Source organism: Chryseobacterium herbae (assembly GCF_025154075.1).
Lineage (GTDB): Bacteria > Bacteroidota > Bacteroidia > Flavobacteriales > Weeksellaceae > Chryseobacterium > Chryseobacterium herbae.
On record NZ_JAOAMU010000001.1, the window covers coordinates 158,871 to 178,630 of the forward strand.

Below are 19,760 nucleotides of genomic sequence, written 5' to 3' on the forward strand. Positions count from 1 at the left end.
GGCTTTTTGTGGCTTACAGACTACAACGTAATCTGAAAACCACTAACAACAACAAATGAACACATACTTGTTAAATCTTCTGATCAGTAAATCAGCGGCACTTCATTCATACGGTTTCCTATATATTCTTCAAAAACCTATTGAGATCCGATTCTTTACCGATATTCATCTTGGATTTTATTCTGGTCTTGTACACCCTTGAGCTTCCTTCGGTAATATTTTCCAAAATAGCAATCTCTTTGGAAGACAGACCCAATTTATAGTAAATACAGAATTTAATTTCATTATTGGTGAGATCCGGGAATGTCTTTGAAAGTTTGGTGATCAGTTGCTTATTTTCAGCAGAGCTTTCGTTAATCAGATCATTATTATTCCGGTCGATCTGAATCAGATTATTGATTCTTACAAAGAGATCGTTCATCGTTTGTTCAGCATCCGCATTTTTGGCTTTCTTGATATTCTTGATGTATTCTAAGAACGTTTTTTCGGTTTCTATTTTAAGATTGAGATTAAGGTGCATATTGCTGATCTTTTCTTCCTGTTGTTTGACATCCTGCTCCAGAATTTTTTTATTTTTGATCAGAATTATTTTTTCTTTCTCTGCCAGTTCTTTTTCTTTTTTACTGGCACTTCGGATGATGTATATAATTCCTCCGAAAATAATGATGAAAACAGATGCTACAGCCAGAATGAGTCTGTTATTGAATTTCTGATCGTCTATACTTCGCTTTTGTTTCTGTATAAGATCTTTGATCAGAAAATTGTTTAAAATATCTGAGACATACGTGAGGTTTCTTTGCTGCTGCTGGTCATTCTGATCATGAAGTCCTCTCAATTTTTTACATAAACCCCGCAGCTGATCAGGATAATTAATCTTAAGATAATACGACTGCAGCATTTCGAAAATCATTATTTTATGGGAAATATTTTTCACTTTGGGTTCAATAGACATCCCGTAGTTCACGACTTCCTGCATTTTGGAAGTTTGCCCCGTGTCATGATACAGATTAAACAGTTCCAGAATGTTTTCAACCGCTCCATTATAAAAGTACTTTCTGTTTTTATTAAACTGATACTCCTGCAGCAGCAAAGATTCTGCTATGGCATATTCTTTTCTTTTATAATAATACAGCCCTTTGTTGGATTGCAGATAGATCAGGAAAGCCTGTTCATCCGAATTCAGTTTTTTCTGGCTTTCGAGAATCTGTATGGCTCTGTTGGTCTCTTTTAAAGCAAGATCCTGTTTTCCCATTTTGTCATAGCACAATCCGAAATTATTATACATGGAAGAAACAAAAATTAAATCTTTCCGGCTTGAGGTTAAATTTTTAAGGCTTTTTGTGAAATAGACCATCGCTTCGGAATAATTTTTCTTATTGTAAAAAAGCCGGCCTTTCAAATGATAGAGATGCGGCAGATAATATTTTTTACCGTTCTTTTCATCCAGCTCGATGGCTTTATTCAGAAACTCCATAGCAAGCTTCGGAGACCGTGTTTCGAACTGAAAGGCAAGATTGAAATTACAGGCCATGCTGATGTAGTCGTATTCGTTATTGTTCAGGATCAGAAGATCATAGACAATGGGAATCTGCTTAATCGGATCCTCATCTTCATCGCTGAAACAAAAAAATAGCTCAACGTACTTACTGCTGATCAGATATTTCCGGTCCCCGGTCTGTTTGTATTTTTCCAGTTCTCTGTTTTTCATAGCCACTACTTTGGGTAAATGGCTGCTTATTTGGGTAACCTCATCATTGATCGCTTTAAAATAAGCATCTGCTTTGTCATTTTTCGGGGATTGGCAGGACAGGCCACAAATAAGCAGTAAAAACAGTAATAAATAGTGTTTTTTTTTCATCGTGTTGTGTTTTTATTAAAGTCAGTTGACATCAGAAATGCCTGACCTCTGCTGACCGTTATAGAGCTGGACCCATCTTATTACGGATAACCATCGTATTTCCTGTAATCAAATAAGGTATTTCTAAAATTGATATTGTACAGACCGGACCTGATGCTTGTAAAATCGGTGATCAGATAGGTAACAATCATGCGCCACTTTTTGACAGGCGGAGCTTTTGCAATTTCAAAACTCCGGTGCATCCTTTTGATATGGATCCTTACTTTTTCAGGAATGCTTTTCTCCTTCCGGGACCATCTGTAGATCTCCTCCCAAAGCAGGCTTCTTGAAATGGCGGGATCTACCATCCGGGTATCCACTCTCGTGATCCTGTTGTTTTCATGGACTCCCCTTACGGCAACAGCCTCATCAATACTTCCGGCATACAGTTTAAGATAATAGGAAAGGCGGATCAGAAATTCCGTGTCTTCATGAAGATGCAGGTGATGTTTGAAAAGCACATCTGTTTTTTTCATCAGAGCCTCTCTGCGCACCGTAAGCGTATCAATGCTGAACAGTCCGAAGCTTCCCAGCAGATAAAGCTGGCCCAAAAAAACATTTTCGGGAGAATGTTTTTTATACACTGTTGTCAGTTTATCTTCAAATACACCGTAATACTTCTCTTTCACCCTTTCCGAATAGTATTCCACACCAAGGGCTCCATATACGCCATCTACCATTGGATTTTTAAAAAGTTCTTTTTCGGCATCAAACCGGTTCGGAAGAAAATAATCATCTGCATCCAGAAACGCTATACCATCTCCCGATGCCATCCGTATGCCCAGGTTTCTGCTCGCTCCCGCTCCGTGATTCTTCTTGTCGTCATGCTGATACAGCTTCACCCTTTCATATTTTTCGGCAAGCACCCGGCAGACTTTCAGAGAATGATCGGGGGAATCATCTTCAATAAGGAGGATTTCGGATACTTCTCTGAACTGCAGAGCAGATTCTACCGCCTGCGAGACATATTTTCCCGCATTATAAACAGGAATGATCACTGAAATTTTCATTGTACACTTTCAAAAACTAATGATAACCGTGGTTATTTGCCTGAGTAAATCCTGTTTTTTTATGGCTTTCCATCTGATGAGATCAGAAGAAAGACGAATCCCTAACTGACTGAAAATAAGACTAAAAGTATAGCCGGAAACCAGAGCCGCCGGCTATACAACAAATCACTCACTAAGAAATAAAAAAAACCAGACAGGACCCCAAAAAAACAATTTAAACATGAAAAATAACCTATGAATTTCCTGTCTGGTAGGGTAAACTGATAAACATTTTTTTCCACCTGGCGATCGTATTTCTGCTGATCTTGAAATAGTTGGCCAGTTGTGTATTATTAAGATTCTTCGTTTTCTGATAATCCAGGATCTCCAGGATGTCCGATCGGTCATAGGACCGGTGCTGCTGGTTCAGTTTAAACGTGCTTTTTTCCTGTGCGGGAAAAATTAAGGTATTGATCTGCAGAACGTCCTGTACGGATAAGGTCGCTTTAGACAGGATCTTTTGGCAGAAGCTTTTCTTTTCCGGAAACTTCAGATTCAGAAGGTCCGTATATATTTTTTTGTAGTCAGGTTTTTGCGATTTTTCCATAGGTGGTTTTGGTTTTAATGCTGATGACCATATCATTTTCAAAGCTGATAACGAGAAAGCTTTTCCGGAAAAAAAAGTTTCTGTGCAGAAAATACACCCACACATTGTCCGGATAAAAATTAAACTCATCACCAAACTTTTTGATCATCTCTTTTTTTGTTAGCCCTAAAAGTTCAATATGCTGATTATTTGTGTTTTTCATGAGATAGGGAGGATTAACAGTTAACAGGGATTATATTATTTTTTATGCTTGGCGACCCATTTGTACAATGTTGTTTTGGGAATATTGTATTCATTCTGGATCTCAAGCTTCGTTTTCTTTCCGGTTTCCAGGAGTTCCATCATAAAATCTATGATCTCTATGGTGTATACGTTTTTCCTGAATTGGGGAAGAGACGTTTCCTTAGGCTTTGCGCTACTGCCGGGCGGAGAATATAGGATCAGATGGTGAGAATAGATTCTGAAAAAATCATATTCCAGAAGCTTACTCCATCTCAGAAGCAGGTCGCAGTCCAGGCTGTCAGATTCATACATCTGCAGGACTCTTTCTTCGGGAGCATCCAGAAAATTGCAGATTCTGGTCATCTCGATCTTGTCCTCTACCACTTTTTGCTTGAGTAAAGCGCCTATTTTTATTTCTTTAAAATTCTGTATCATATGTATGGATTATGGGAGGATCATCTGTTTCTTAACGCCTTTAATCAGGCAGACGCCCAATAAACAAACCAGTGAAAAAGTCACTGAGGTAATGGACATTAAGAATCAGGCTGACTGTAATGGGATGAATGATCTGCCCGGTTCATGGGTACCGTACTGCCGGATTGCTGTTTTTTTGCTGAAACATTCAAAGCAGAACCGGATCCGGGGGTATTGATGCCCACCTGAGCAATCCTATAAGACACCGCTACGAGTGCGGCAATTCCGATGGGTAAACTATTTTTTTTCATTGTGTGTATTTTTTTTTGCATCCTTAATGCTGAGACAAAACTACCGATGAAATGCATACGTTGATTATTTTTGGTGTTAACTCATTGTTATCAACAATCCCTATTTTGCTACTTTTTCGTTAACTTTAAATTTTATAAAATACTGATTTTCAATAATTTAAATTTTAAAACGTGTTAACTTTATAAATCTGCTAAAACCGGCTCTATTTCGTAGGATTTTTGAATAAACATCCGAAAAAAATCCATTTCGAAAGCAGGCTGCCGTTTTAATTAACCTGAATTCGGGATAAACCATTTCTGTTTTTAATAAGATAAAGAAGTCTGAAGCCCAAAGAGAAAAGATATTGAAACTCCAAAGCCAGAACTCTGGCGTACTTGTATGACATTTTTAAGACTGCTTCATCAAATGGTATGGTAGCTGTTAAAAATGAATATCCCATACTAACTTCCAGCGCTCTACTTCTGATTTTCTTAATCCCTTTAGCCAAAGCAGACCACATTTAAAAATATACACGGGGAAAGGTTGCTTAGCTAAAGGTTATTAAGAATCAGTCTGATCATACATGGATCAATGATGTATTCAGATTATTTGTGTGTTTAGAATCGTATCTGCTTCGGGTAAATTCTTTTAATAGGTCTTTTGATCATGACCAACCATTGAAAGAAAACCGCATCATATCATTTCTTTTTTTTCATACGAATGAATTCTTCACTCATTTTAATGATCAGCTTTTAATTATTATACACCATTACCTGCATTTTGGTAAGCATTGCTTCTGTATCACCGTTATAGCCATTATAAACACTAGGAACGAAATTAACCGTAGCACCACCAGCCCATGCGCTGTACTGAATTTTAAACGTATATGTTCCAGCGGGCAGGCTCACCGATTTAAGAAAAGTGACAGGAACCGGCATGTTGGCCAAACTTAAGCCTACGGCATTATTTGTTGCAAATACTCCGGCTTTAGAGGCATAAGCTGAAGATATTTTCACCCCATTCTGTAAAAGAGAAAAAACGCCTTGGCTTGTGTTACCATCTGATACTACTGCATATCCCAAAATTGTAAATAAAAAAGTTTGGGTATGTCCAGTGGGAACTGTTAAAGTAATCGTTACTCCTGGAACATCAGCTGTAGTACCGTTCGCAACGCTTAGTGCTGTGGTTCCCTGTACATAATTGGCAGAAGCAATCGTTCCGCTTGCGGTATTCAGAGTTTGCCACGAAGGCGCAGCTCCTGCTCCGTTGGAGGTAAGAATCTGTCCTGTAGTTCCGGCACTTCCTGCGGTGGTGGCAGTTCCTCCTACATTCAGTTCATTGGTGACCTGAAGACCTCCCGCTACATGCAGTTTTCTCTGAGGTGTAGTCGTTCCTGCTCCTATATTTCCGGTAGTTTGCATCAGAATATTTCCGGCACCTTTGGCATTAAGGTTTAAATTGATATTGGCATCGGTTCCTCTGGACTGGATTCCTGTCCAGCCTATCCCGACTCCCTGAGTAAGATTGGAGTGGGTAAATGTAGCAATGCTATAGTCGTTGCTGCTGGATCCGTCTACCACGCTTAGCGCCTCCCCTGGAGTCGTGGTACCAATTCCTACCCTGCCGGTTCCTGTGATACGCATCAGCTCATTGGAAGTTGTCGTAGACGTGCCGGCATAAAAAGCATGGCTGGCGGAGGTACCATCCAACTGGTAACGTAATACGGAGCTGTTAATTCCGAGTCCATAATATTGATGGTCATTATTTGCCGTTTCATAAAGAACCATCTTACGATTACCCTCTGTATTGGCAAATTGTAACGGAGCATGGGGCGTCGTGGTACCAATACCTACATTGCCTGTGGTTCCATTGGTCTGCATGATTATATTTCCCGTACCTTTTGCATTGAGGTTCAGATCCACATTGGTACTGGATCCTCTGGATTGTACTCCTTCCCAGCCTATCCCTACTCCCTTAGTAAGATTAGAGTGGGTAAATGTGGCAATACTATAATTATTATTGCTGGATCCGTCTACGATGCTTAGCGCCTCTCCAGGAGCTGCAGTACCGATACCTATCCTGTTATTGGTAGCGTCTACAGATAAGGTAGTTCCGTCTACTGAAAATGCATTGGTGGCTGTCCCCGTAAAAGCAAGGGTATTGGAGCCTTGCGTCACTGTTCTGTTTCCGGCAAGCGTTCCGTCGTTGGTGTAGATATTGGTATTCGTGTCTGCACCCAGCTTGGTCCATGCGGTTCCGTTATAATAGTAATACCCGATGGCATCGATATTCGCGGCGGTACCCGTAGCGGTTCCTGTGGCAATACTGTTCACATACACCAAAGTGGAAGTAGCAACCCCCGTCATACTCTGGGCTCTCTGCCGATCAACTCTCGGGATTAAAAGTCCTTCCGCAGTAGTGGTAGTACCTGTGCCATTTTTGGCGCTAACGTCTAGCGTTGAAGAAGGAGTAGTGGTATTAATCCCCACATTACCCGTAGTTCCGCTGTTTTGCATAATGAGATGTCCGCCTCCTTTTGCATTAAGATGCAAAGCGACATCTGTTCTGGTTCCGATTGATTGTATCCCTTCCCAGCCAATCCCTATCCCCGCAGTAAGATTGTTTGCTCTAAACGAAGCAATGCCATTATACTGGTTAGTATCTACGCCGTCAACGATACTTAGTGCCTGTCCTGGGGCTGCCGTACCTACCCCCACTCTATTATTCTCGGCATCTACAGACAAGGTAGTCCCGTCTACGGAAAATGCATTGGTGGCTGTACCGGTAAAAGCAAGAGTATTGGCGCCCTGGGTAACAATTCTGTTTGCAGCAAGCGTTCCGTCGTTGGTATAGATATTGGTATTCGTATCCGCACCCAGCTTGGTCCATGCGGTCCCGTTATAATAGTAATACCCGATCGCATCGATATTCGCGGCCGTACCGGTTGCGGTTCCTGTAGCAATGCTGTTGACGTACACCAAAGTGGAAGTAGGGACACCCGTCATGCTTTGGGCCCGCTGACGATCCACTCTCGGAATCAAAAGACCTTCAGCAGTAGTCGTAGTGCCCGTTGCGTTTTTAGCGGTAACATCTAATGTAGAGGTGGGCGTAGGCGTGTTGATACCCACCTGAGCATTTACTTGTTGCACAGAACCCAGTGCAATCATGACAATTGGTAGAATAAATTTTTTCATATGCTTAATTTTTTTTCTGCCTCCTTAAGGCGGGAACAAAATTAATTATGCAGTATGTGTTTTCAAGATTTTTAGCGTTAACACTTTGTTAGCAAAAAGCTGTTTTTTAGTACTTTTTTGTTAACTTTTTAATTTACAAAACACTGATTTTCAGTATTTTAATTTTTAAAATGCGTTAACATCATCAATAGGCCAAAAACCGGTTGTATTCCGATCAATTCTGATTGAAAATTCGAAAAAATTACTTTTCAAAGGCAGGCTGTTGTTTAATTAACCTGAATTTGGGATAAAACATTTCTGTTTTTAATAAGATAACGAAGTCTGAAGTTCGAAGAGAGAAGGTATTGAAACTCCAAAGGCAAAACTCTGGCGTAGTTGTATTTAATTTTTAAGACTTCTTCCTCAAATGGTAGGGCAGCTGTTAAAAATGAGTGTCCAATACATGGAGAGGAGTATCTTTTCTTAACCCCTTTAACTAAGCAGACAAAACAGATGAATAAAATGGGAGAAAAAAGAAAAAGTCGCTTAGCTAAAGGAAATTAAGAATGGATCTGAGGTCAATGGGATGAATGATGTACTCAGATTATTTGTGTGTTTAGAATCGTATCTGTTTTCAGAGCGCATTGTATTCGCTTTTGAGAAGGAAGGAAGGAAGGAAGGAAGGAAGAGATGGAAGACGGAAGCTGGAAGAGGGAAGTTATTGAAGTGGTAAAAGATAAATCTCCCCTGGTTTTTATTATTTTTTTAAGACTACTCCATCAAATAGTATGGCAACTGTTAAAAATGAATGTCCAATACTAGCTTCCCGCCTCCACCTTCCCTCTTCCATCTATTTCAATCTTAATTCTCTTAACCCGAACTCAGGCTATTTATGTTTTAAATGGGATTTCAGCGCCTCAATTTCCTGCTGTTGTTTCTGAACGATTTCCCGCAGTTCCTGAACAGCTTTGGTAAGCACCACCGTCATTTCCGGGTAGTTGACACTTAGTGTTTTCATCTCGTCGCTGGCTGTGGTTACCAGTTCAGGCATGGATGCCTTGATCTCCTGCGCCACAAAACCGATTTTCTTGTCTTTGCTCACTTGTTCATCTTTATATCTGTAGTTGATCGTACGTACGCCCAGCACCTCTTTCAGGCCATAGACATTATTGGTAATCTCTTTTTTCAGCCTGATATCGGATGGGGTATTGTACGCATTGGCCAAAACATTTCCATTCACATGCAACCTTTGAGTAGGAGCTGCCGTTCCAATCCCTACATTACCGGTTCCGCTGGTCTGCATGACAATATGCTCGGTTCCTCTCGCATTAAGGTGTAAAGGCACATTTACCCTGGTTCCGACTGACTGTATCCCTTCCCATCCAATGCTTATCCCAGCCGTGAGGTTGTTGGCTACAAACGACGCAATACCATTTAGTTGGTTGCCATTTCCGGCATCTACCACACTCAATGCCTGCAACGGAGTCGCAGTGCCAATACCCACCCTGCCCGTAGTTCCGTTGGTCTGCATGATAATATCTCCCGTTCCTCTTGCATTGAGTCCCAGGTTGACATTCGCATTAGTCCCGATAGACTGTATGCCGCCAAAGCCAATGCCCACGCCCTGGGTAAGGTTGTTGTTGGAAAACGAAGCAATACCATTAAACTGATTGGCGTTTCCGGCGTCTACCACACTTACCCTCTGCCCCGGAGTTGTAGTGCCGACACCTACATTACCCGTGGTTCCGCTGTTCTGCATGATAAGGTTTCCGGCTCCCTTTGCATTAAGATGTAAAGGGATATCCGTCCGGCTTCCCACGGTCTGTATACCTTCCCATCCAATGCTTACTCCCGCTGTGAGATTATTCGCGAAAAAAGAAGCAATGCCATTAAATTGGTTGGTGTTTCCGGCGTCTACCACCCCAAGTGCCTGTCCCGGAGCTGCGGTACCTACACCGACCCTGTTATTGGTAGCATCTACAGATAAGGTAGTCCCATCCACAGAAAATGCATTGATCGCTGTGCCGTTGAAAGCAAGGGTATTGGTACCCTGGGTAACGATTCTGTTTCCGGCAAGAGTACCGTCATTCGTGTAGATATTGGTATTCGTATCTGAACCCAGCTTTGCCCAGGCTGTCCCGTTATAAAAGTAATACCCGATCGCATCGATATTCGACGCGGTACCCGTTGCGGTTCCTGTGACAATACTGTTCACGTATACCAAAGTGGAAGTAGGGACACCGGTCATGCTTTGAGCTCTTTCCCTGTCCACTCTCGGAATCAAAAGGCCTTCCGCCTTAGTCGTAGTACCCGTGGCATTTTTGGCCGTAACGTCTAACGTTGAAGAAGGGGTTGTCGTATTGATCCCCACATTTCCTGTGGTTCCGCTATTCTGCATGATGAGATGTCCGGCTCCCTTTGCATTAAGATGTAAAGGGATATCCGTCCGGCTTCCCACGGTCTGTATACCTTCCCATCCGATGCCTACTCCTGCTGTGAGATTATTGGCGGAAAACGAAGCAATGCCGTTAAATTGATTGGTGTTTCCGGCGTCTACCACACCAAGCGCCTGTCCCGGAGCTGCGGTACCTACACCCACTCTATTATTCTCGGCATCTACAGAAAGTGTAGTCCCATCCACAGAAAATGCATTGGTCGCTGAGCCGGTAAAAGCAAGGGTATTGGCTCCCTGGGTAACGATTCTGTTTCCAGCTAGAGTACCGTTGTTCGTGTAGATATTGGTATTGGAGTCTGAGCCCAGCTTGGCCCAGGCGGTCCCGTTATAAAAGTAATACCCGATCGCATCGATATTAGCGGCAATACCACTTGCCGTTCCTGTAGCGATACTGTTCACATATACCAAAGTGGAAGTAGGGACACCGGTCATGCTTTGGGCTCTCTCCCTGTCCACTCTCGGAATCAAAAGGCCTTCCGCTTTAGTCGTAGTACCCGTTGCATTTTTGGCCGTAACGTCGAACGTCGAAGAAGGGGTTGTCGTATTGATCCCCACATTTCCTGTGGTTCCGCTGTTCTGCATGATGAGATGTCCGGCCCCTTTTGCGTTAAGATGTAAAGGGATATCCGTCCTGCTTCCCACAGTCTGTATACCTTCCCATCCGATGCCTACTCCTGCCGTGAGATTATTCGCGGAAAACGAAGCAATACCGTTAAATTGGTTGGTGTTTCCGGCGTCTACCACCCCAAGTGCCTGTCCCGGAGCTGCGGTACCTACACCCACTCTATTATTCTCGGCATCTACAGAAAGTGTAGTCCCATCTACAGAAAAAGCGTTGATCGCCGTGCCGGTAAAAGCAAGGGTATTAGCGGCCTGGGTAACGATTCTGTTTCCGGCAAGGGTACCGTCGTTCGTGTAGATATTGGTATTCGTGTCTGAACCCAGCTTTGCCCATGCGGTCCCGTTATAAAAGTAATATCCGATCGCATCGATATTCGCCGCCGTGCCCGTTGCGGTTCCTGTAGCGATACTGTTGACATACACCAAAGTGGAAGTAGGGACACCGGTCATGCTTTGGGCCCTCTGACGGTCTATTCTGGGAATCAAAAGGCCCTCCGGGGTGGTGGTTGTGCCCGTTGCGTTTTTGGCAATAACGTCCAGCGTTGAGGCAGGTGCCGTGGTGTTGATACCCACCTGAGCTTTTGCCTGATGGATACATCCTGATGCAACAATGATAATTGGTAGGATAATTTTTTTCATACAGTTAGATTTTTGTTCTTAGCATTTTAAGTGCCGGAACAAAACTAAGAGACCGTTGGTATTTTAGAGAATTTCAGTGTTAATACTTTGTTAACAGAAAATGGTTTTTCCCTGTTATTTCGTTAATTTTTTATTTTACAAAACTTTAAGAATCAAAACTTTACATTATAAAACATGTTAAATATTCAGCTTTGCTTTCTACTGGCTCCGTTCTATTCTCATGTTCAACAGAAACCTGAAGGAATCACTTTCAGAAGCAGGTCGCAGGCTAAACTGCCCGATTCATGCACCTACCTGCCAGAATTTTTCTTCGGGAGCCTCCGGATAATTGAATTTTTTTGTCATTTTGATCTTGCTCTATGAAACTTATGGACACAGGAGGCGTCAGTTTCTTAGCCCCTTTACCTAAAAACAAGAAAAAAAGGCAAATAGCTAAAGGCAATTAAAAAATCAGTCTGACCATACATGGGATTAATTATTATGGGTGCGAGGTTCGGGTTGCGGAATTCGTGTTCGAGGCTTGGAGCTTGAGAGTAAATGAATGTTTTTTTTCATCATCCTTCATTTTCACTTACAAAACATGGATCATCATTATCTTAATTTTTAAAATAGGTTAACCCGGTAATCGGGTCTAAAAAAACCTTCAACCAAGCTGATCTATTTATCAAGGGAATGATAACAGGCTTAGTTGAAGGAGAAAATAAACAGGGTCTTCTACCTTATGAGGCATTAAAAAAAAATAGCTTTGTGAACTTTCTGTACGCTGTACTGTACAATTGCGTTTGCTTAAGTTGCACAGCATATCATCATTGTGTGTATTAGAATCTAAATTGTTGTGTTGTGTTTTTAATCATTGGTTTTAATTTCCCAAATAAACAATGGCAAATGTAGCTCCGGCACCCACATCATGCGAATTGGCATTTTGCTCGTAACCAATGGTAATCACTGATCCTGCATCGATATAAGTAGTCATGGTGCCTCCTCTGCGGATATAGTTTCCTCCACTTGTATCGGCCTGTTCGTAAAAAGGAAAACGCTCGCCACCGACTTTAAAAAGCCAGACAATCCTGTACGCAGCATTGCTTGCTTTAATAGCGGCAAACATAGAGACCTGATAGTAGCCTGAAGTGGGAACAGTATAGCTGTTATTCCCTGTATCCCATCCGCCGCCGGGATTTCTGATAGAACCAAAACCAAGACTTTTAAATCCATTTCCCGAGTTGGTTTGAACGCCTGAAGTTCTGCCTGATGCCACTACTCTTGAAATAAATCCGCCAGCATCCGGACTTTCCCATTGTGGGGCAGTATTAGCGCCTCTTGAAGTCAGTACCTGTCCGGTTGTTCCTGCACTTCCTGCGGTGGTAGCACTTCCTCCTACATTCAGCTCATTAGTGACTTGAAGACCTCCGGCTACATGCAGCTTTCTCTGAGGACTGGTAGTTCCCGCTCCTATGTTTCCACTGGTCTGCATCAGAATGTTCCCGGAACCTTTGGCATTGAGGTTTAAATTGATATTGGCATCGGTTCCTCTGGACTGGATTCCTGTCCAGCCTATCCCTACTCCCTGGGTAAGATTGGAGTGGGTAAATGTAGCAATGCTATAATCGTTGCTGCTGGATCCGTCTACTACGGTTAATGCATTCCCAGGAGCCGTGGTACCAATACCTATCCTGTTATTGGTAGCATCTACAGAAAAGGTAGTCCCATCTACGGAAAATGCATTAGTGGCTGTACCCGTAAAAGCAAGGGTATTGGCACCCTGGGTAACAATTCTGTTTCCGGCAAGCGTTCCGTCGTTGCTATAAATATTGGTACTGGTGGCTGCGGAGCCCCATGAAGGCGCTGCTCCTGCTCCGTTAGAGGTAAGAACCTGTCCGGTGGTTCCGGCACTTCCTGCGGCGGTAGCACTTCCTCCTACATTCAGTTCATTGGTGACCTGAAGACCTCCCGCTACATGCAGCTTTCTCTGAGGCGTAGTCGTTCCAGCTCCTATATTTCCCGTGGTCTGCATCAGAATATTTCCGGCACCTTTGGCGTTGAGGTTTAAATTGATATTGGCATCGGTTCCTCTGGACTGGATTCCTGTCCAGCCTATCCCTACTCCCTGAGTAAGATTGGAGTGGGTAAATGTAGCAATGCTATAGTCGTTGCTGCTGGATCCGTCTACTACACTTAGCGCCTCTCCCGGAGCCGTGGTACCAATCCCCACTCTGCCTGTTCCTGTGATACGCATCAGCTCATTGGAAGTTGTCGTAGACGTGCCGGCATAAAAAGCATGGCTGGCGGAGGTACCATCCAACTGGTAACGTAATACGGAGCTGTTAATTCCGAGTCCATAATATTGATGGTCATTATTTGCCGTTTCATAAAGAACCATCTTACGATTACCCTCTGTATTGGCAAATTGTAACGGAGCATGGGGCGTCGTGGTACCAATACCTACATTGCCTGTGGTTCCATTGGTCTGCATGATTATATTTCCCGTACCTTTTGCATTGAGGTTCAGATCCACATTGGTACTGGATCCTCTGGATTGTACTCCTTCCCAGCCTATCCCTACTCCCTTAGTAAGATTAGAGTGGGTAAATGTGGCAATACTATAATTATTATTGCTGGATCCGTCTACGATGCTTAGCGCCTCTCCTGGAGCGGCAGTGCCGATACCTATTCTGTTATTGGTAGCGTCTACAGATAAGGTAGTTCCGTCTACAGAAAAAGCATTGGTAGCTGTACCCGTAAAAGCAAGGGTATTAGCACCCTGGGTAACAATTCTATTTCCGGCAAGTGTTCCGTCGTTGGTGTAGATATTGGTATTCGTGTCTGAACCCAGCTTGGTCCATGCGGTACCATTATAATAGTAATACCCGATCGCATCAATATTTGCAGCCGTCCCCGTTGCGGTTCCTGTAGCAATGCTGTTCACATACACCAAAGTGGAAGTAGGGACACCGGTCATGCTTTGAGCCCGCTGACGATCTACTCTCGGAATCAAAAGACCTTCCGCTTTGGTCGTAGTACCTGTTGCATTTTTGGCGCTAATGTCTAACGTTGACGAAGGTGCCGTGGTATTGATCCCCACGTTTCCTGTCGTCCCGCTGTTCTGCATCACAATGTGTCCTGCACCTTTCGCATTGAGGCTTAAACTGGCATCAGCTTTTGTCCCCACACTCTGTATTCCTTCCCAGCCTATCCCGACTCCCTGGGTAAGATTGGAGTGGGTAAATGTGGCAATACCAAAATTGTTGTTGCTGGATCCGTCTACGATGCTTAGCGCCTGTCCCGGAGCAGCAGTACCTATACCTACTCTATTATTCTCGGCATCTACAGACAAGGTAGTTCCGTCTACAGAAAAGGCATTGGTGGCTGTACCCGTAAAAGCAAGGGTATTCGCACCTTGGGTAACAATTCTGTTTCCAGCAAGCGTTCCGTCTGCGGTGTAGATGTTTGTGCTTCCTCCGGTTGTCAGCTTGGTCCATGCGGTTCCGTTATAATAGTAATACCCGATCGCATCGATATTTGCAGCCGTACCGGTTGCGGTTCCTGTAGCAATACTGTTCACGTACACCAAAGTGGAAGTAGGGACATCTGTCATGCTTTGGGCTCTCTGACGATCCACTCTGGGAATCAGAAGCCCTTCTGCAGTCTTGGCAGTGCCTGTCGCTTCTTTAGCGGTAATATCAAACGTAGAGGTAGGTGTAGGGGTGTTTATACCCACCTGAGCATTCACCTGTTGCACACATCCTAGTGCAACAAGTACAATTGGTAAAATAATTTTTTTCATGTGTATATTTTTTTGCATCCTTAATGCTGAGACCCAACTCCTGTTAAAGTCCCTCGTCAATTATTAGCATTAACAATTGACATTTCTTTATGTTTTTTAAATTTTTTAAACTTTCAAAATACTGATCCTCCCTATTTTATTTTTAAAATCCGTTCACTTGAACATACAGTTTAAATACCATGAACTAAGCTGGCCTATTCGATCAGAGAAATGGTTACGGGCTTAGTTGAAGGAGAAATAAACAGGTTTGCTAAGATCTTAAGAGCCAAATCCTCAACAGGATGGGCAAACAGATTTTGGAAGTATCATCTTGCGTGTATCAGCATCTGCTCAAGTCTATATCAAGTCTATACATTCTGCATTCTTACGATTGCCGGTTAAATTTTTGATGTTCACTATACTGATACATAGGACCCGACCGTATCCATATTAGGTGTGGTCCCAATCAGGATTCATGTCGTGAAACTGTTTACGCAGAACCGGGAAGAAACAGGGACATTGATTATGTCCTGCGCCTTCTGCCTGTCAACTCCGGGAATGAGAAACCCTTCCGTTGTAGTGGCAGCACCTGTAGCATTTTTTGCGGTACTGTCTGAGGATGTGGTGGTATTTATACTCACCTGAGCATTTACCTGTTGCACCCATACCAGTGCAACAATTACGATTAGTAAAATAATTTTTTTCATTGTGTATATTTTTTTTGCATCCTTAATGCTGGGACAAAACTAAAGGTGAAATTGATACTTTGAGAATTTTTAATGTTAACTCATTGTTATCAAAAAGTAATTTTTTATCGTTTTTTTGTTAACAATTTATTTTTTAAAACCTTAATTATCAATATTTTAAATTCAAAACGCGTTAACTTTATGACTATACTGAAAACCTCTTGTATCCTCTGTTAATTATGAATAAAAAACTGAAAAACGACTCCTATTACTGCTTTGAAATGTATTTTTTTCATATTTTAAGACTGCCTGAAATGGCAGAAAAGCGAATAATTTAAAAAGAATCATTTTTTTTGACCTTTTATACCTAAAAATCAGATGGAATACAAAATCACTCCGGACGAAAACATGAAAAGATTATTCTTCAATCATATGGCCTTTATGAAATACGGTTTGCAGAATATAGGGACTGGACGGGTTTTCGATCTTATGATACTGCAGAATCCTTGATATCAAGTCATCTCCCAAGGACATGCATTGCTATAAAAGCTACCATAGCAGAACATTTCATCTGCTAAAAAAATCCCGAATATGAAATCCGGGATCTTTTTGGTACAGGTTGTCTTAAAAATTTACTTTATGGGTAGATTAAGGCCCTGATTGAAGATGTCATTGTTTCCAGAAGCTCCACACTTTACCATTAAACACAGCCAGCATTTTTGATGCTGTATCATACACCAGCATTCCCGGTGCCGGATTGATGATGTTAAGATGCGGATTGGCTACTTTCGGCAGTACCATCGCTTTATGGGTATCTTCAAGTACAAGTATGCCGGATATTGTGTTTAAAGTGCCTATGGTTGTTTTGGCATTGGTATTTTCTGTTTCGGTTATCTGAAGGGTATTTCCTTCCATACCTGTTTCAGGATCTATGGTAGTTCCAGCACTATTTCCTGAAAGATCTTTCCATCCTGCCATATATTTTACTTTTACTTTATAATCGGTAAGGTCATAAATGATGGAGCCGTTGGCAGGCAAGACCACACCTGCTGCGGCAGTTACCCATGGAAGAATGATTCCCCGGTTCTCCGTTCCAAAATCAAGAGATACGGAATGAGACGCCACGGACTGCCTACCGATGGCCACCTGCCCTGAAACAAAGACAGAAAGTGGAAAGAGACTTATAACTAATATTTTTTTCATTGTTCGATACATTAAATTTATGGACAGGCTTGAGTATTAAGGCAGGTCCACCCCACTGCTGTCCCACTGGTGTTAATCTGGAGACAATCGAGGGTGGTATTGTACAGCAGCATCCCTTCCACAAGCTCTGCTGCAGGAATTGCTGAAATCTGGACAGTCGTAAGCCGGTTGGGAACAAAACCTTTGGTATTGGCTTCCATGGCAATCCAGCCCCCTTTTCTCAGCATTGGCCAGTTATCGTTGTCTTTTCCCGCCCGTGGCAGAGCGGTAATCCCATAATTGGTCTGTAGTACAGCACCGTCTGTTAGAGCCGGTTTAAAACAATAGCAGTTCCGGACCGTGCTATCAGCAGCCTCTCCGATTCCCTGTCCCATATCTCCACCTATATCAGCTGCCCCACCTGAGTCAACAAGAACAGGGACTCCTCTGGTATCTACATTTCCAGGTATTACACCGTTCAGATCCATCTGTAGCGGAGTGACATTCTCATCTCCTTCAACAGCGTCAAAGCAGCCGTCTCCATCCGAATCAAGATCCAGATAATCGGGGGTTCCGTCATGGTCCAGATCATTTCCTGCGCATGCAGACTGGGTAGCCACAAAAGCCCAGATATTGGCAAAAAGTCTATCGTTGTTGGACGTTATTGAATTTCCTGCCGTAACCCCTCCTACAGTGGTAAAAATATCAACATCAGCGACCATCAGGTCATTGTATTTGGCATCCAGATATATTACGGCTCTGCTATTGGCATCAAAAGCAATAGCGTTGGCAAAACACGAAGTGGTACCCGAAGTAAAATAAGCCTGAAAAGAACCCGCCTGATTAAATGATGCCACATTTCCAAAAGGGCCGGTGAAAATTCTGGTGGAGCCTGCGAAACTTGCCGGACTGTCAGGGTTTACATTACCTGAAAAAATATCTGCCCCCCATGCTTTTGTCTGCAATTGGGTGGCTATTACAAAATTCTTTAATGAATCATCCGACCAGTCTCTGATCTCGCTGAATTCAGCATTGGACAGGTACGAGGTGGTATTGTTATCTATTCCGCCCAGAAAAACAGCATTCAGATTTAAGCTGTTTAAGCTGGCCTTAGTGATAGGATTGGCAGCAATGGGAACCAATACGATACTGGCTTTCACCGTTCCCGCAGGACCGAAATTGGCAGGATTGGTGAGTTTAAGAGCTCCTGATCCGCTCATATAGGCCCCGTCAAATGTATACCCGTTAAAACCGGGCTGGGTATCTAAATCTCTGGCATTGGGTATGTATCCTATGCGGATGGTTTGTGATGATAAGGTACAGCTATTTTCGATGATATCTAATATGCCGTCATTGTCGCTATCCAGATCACATTCGTCTTTTACAGAGTCTTCATCATGGTCCTGACAGGCCGATACACTGCTATCGGCTGAAGAACCTATTCCCTGCCCCTCATCTCCTCCTATATCAGCTTTCCCCCCTGAATTAACCAGGAAAGGAATTCCGTGACGATCGACTGTTCCGAGTATTTTACCGGTAGCATCGATTTGGGCAGCAAAAACGGTTTCATCTCCTTCAATCGCATCAAAGCACCCATCGCCATCAGAATCGAGGTCCAGATAATTGGGTATTCCGTCCCCATCCGGATCATTCCCTGCACAGGCGGACTGGCTGGCTACAAAAGCCCAGAGATTGGCAAACAGCCGGTCGTTATTGGAAGATATGGCATTTCCTGATGTCACCCCTCCTACTGTGGTAAAAATATCTACATCAGCAATAATAAGATCGTTATACTGAGTATCCAGGTACATCACATTTCTATGCTTTCCGTCCACAGCGGAATAAGCTGTAAAACAGGGGTTAATTGCTGATTTGAAATAGGCCTGAACATTACCTGCCTGATTAAATGTTTTTATATTTCCAAAGGGGCCGTTGAAAATTTTATTTCCTCCGGCAAGGCTGACAGGAGTATTGGGATTGATATTGCCGGTTCTGATATCGGCGCCCCACGAAAGGGTTTGGAATTGGGTTGTCACTACAAAATTCTTAGGGGAATCATCCGACCAGTCTTTGATGGAGAAAAACTCACTATCTGACAGGTAGGACGTTAAATTATTATCTATCCCACCTAAAAATACAGCATTCAAATTTAAACCGGTTAAACTGGCTTTAGTAATAGGATTGGCATTTATCGGGACCAGTACAATCGTTGCTTTGACGATACCGGAAGGACCGAAATTGGCTGGATTAGTGAGTTTTAATGCTCCAGACCCGTTCATATAGGCCCCGTCAAATGTATACCCGTTGGAACCGGATTGGGTATCCAAATCTCTGGAATTGGGTATGTATCCTATGCGGATGGTCTGCCCGGATAAAGTACAGGTATTTTCAGCAATATCCGGAATACCATCATTGTCATCATCAAAATCACAGTCATTCTGTATTGTATCTCCATCACTATCCTGCCCGTAAACGACAGTAAACCCGATGAGCCAAACTAAAAAAAAGGTCATTAATTTTTTTCTCATAAATACTATATTACATCTGTCCAATTTTTTGATATCATTTTAACAAAAAATTCGATTGGGAAATTACTGCCATGAAAAGGATATCCGGTTTTGTAAAACCATTATAAGTTGTTAACAGAAAAAACAATTCACTAAAAAAAATGTTAGCTTTTAAAAATTCGAAAACCTAAATATCAACAACTTAATAACAAAATTGTGTTAATAATGGTCTGTGGTTATTTTATAAAAAACTTAAAGAAGGCAGGTGTAAGTTATCCTTTGAATGGACAGTTTTAGCTGAATATATTCTTTAAAAT

13 protein-coding genes are annotated in these 19,760 nt (G+C 42.6%); 1 reads left to right on the forward strand and 12 read right to left on the reverse strand.

What is annotated here, in order from left to right:
• Nucleotides 1–118: 118 nt before the first annotated feature.
• The 10 genes from N0B48_RS00725 to N0B48_RS00770 form a co-directional block, all read right to left on the reverse strand.
• Nucleotides 119–1,858 carry a tetratricopeptide repeat protein gene (locus N0B48_RS00725; RefSeq protein ID WP_259835714.1) on the reverse strand — a complete coding sequence of 580 codons (1,740 nt, stop codon included), beginning with the start codon at nt 1,856–1,858 and terminating at the stop codon, nt 119–121.
• An 80-nt stretch (nt 1,859–1,938) separates the two neighbouring features.
• On the reverse strand, nt 1,939–2,907 hold the full coding sequence (locus N0B48_RS00730; protein ID WP_259835716.1) for a glycosyltransferase family 2 protein: 969 nt from the start codon (nt 2,905–2,907) through the stop codon (nt 1,939–1,941).
• A 232-nt stretch (nt 2,908–3,139) separates the two neighbouring features.
• Entirely contained in the window at nt 3,140–3,493 is a 354-nt protein-coding gene (locus N0B48_RS00735) for a helix-turn-helix domain-containing protein (RefSeq protein WP_259835719.1), read from the reverse strand.
• Nucleotides 3,471–3,695: a hypothetical protein gene (locus tag N0B48_RS00740; protein ID WP_259835722.1), complete on the reverse strand. Its 225-nt coding sequence runs from the start codon at nt 3,693–3,695 to the stop codon at nt 3,471–3,473. The genes N0B48_RS00735 and N0B48_RS00740 overlap by 23 nt, the downstream gene beginning before the upstream one ends.
• 35 nt (nt 3,696–3,730) lie before the next feature.
• Nucleotides 3,731–4,150, reverse strand: a complete 420-nt coding sequence (locus tag N0B48_RS00745; protein WP_259835725.1) for a transposase — start codon at nt 4,148–4,150, stop codon at nt 3,731–3,733.
• Between the two features lie 98 nt (nt 4,151–4,248).
• Entirely contained in the window at nt 4,249–4,440 is a 192-nt protein-coding gene (locus tag N0B48_RS00750) for a hypothetical protein (RefSeq protein ID WP_259835726.1), read from the reverse strand.
• 732 nt (nt 4,441–5,172) lie between these two features.
• Nucleotides 5,173–7,614 (reverse strand): beta strand repeat-containing protein, encoded by a 2,442-nt coding sequence (locus N0B48_RS00755; protein WP_259835729.1) that lies wholly within the window; start codon nt 7,612–7,614, stop codon nt 5,173–5,175.
• Between the two features lie 865 nt (nt 7,615–8,479).
• Entirely contained in the window at nt 8,480–11,308 is a 2,829-nt protein-coding gene (locus N0B48_RS00760) for a tail fiber domain-containing protein (protein WP_259835731.1), read from the reverse strand.
• A gap of 859 nt (nt 11,309–12,167) precedes the next feature.
• Entirely contained in the window at nt 12,168–15,089 is a 2,922-nt protein-coding gene (locus N0B48_RS00765; RefSeq protein WP_259835734.1) for a beta strand repeat-containing protein, read from the reverse strand.
• A 452-nt stretch (nt 15,090–15,541) separates the two neighbouring features.
• The gene (locus tag N0B48_RS00770; protein ID WP_259835736.1) at nt 15,542–15,775 is read right to left on the reverse strand and encodes a hypothetical protein; all 234 of its coding nucleotides are present in this window, start codon (nt 15,773–15,775) and stop codon (nt 15,542–15,544) included.
• Between the two features lie 357 nt (nt 15,776–16,132).
• Between N0B48_RS00770 and N0B48_RS00775 the strand changes: the two genes are divergently transcribed.
• The gene (locus N0B48_RS00775) at nt 16,133–16,264 is read left to right on the forward strand and encodes a hypothetical protein (protein ID WP_259835739.1); all 132 of its coding nucleotides are present in this window, start codon (nt 16,133–16,135) and stop codon (nt 16,262–16,264) included.
• Between the two features lie 159 nt (nt 16,265–16,423).
• Here N0B48_RS00775 and N0B48_RS00780 read toward each other — a convergent pair whose 3' ends face one another.
• Nucleotides 16,424–16,957 carry a phage tail-like protein gene (locus N0B48_RS00780; RefSeq protein WP_259835741.1) on the reverse strand — a complete coding sequence of 178 codons (534 nt, stop codon included), beginning with the start codon at nt 16,955–16,957 and terminating at the stop codon, nt 16,424–16,426.
• A 17-nt stretch (nt 16,958–16,974) separates the two neighbouring features.
• Entirely contained in the window at nt 16,975–19,464 is a 2,490-nt protein-coding gene (locus N0B48_RS00785; protein ID WP_259835744.1) for a hypothetical protein, read from the reverse strand.
• Nucleotides 19,465–19,760 lie beyond the last annotated feature (296 nt).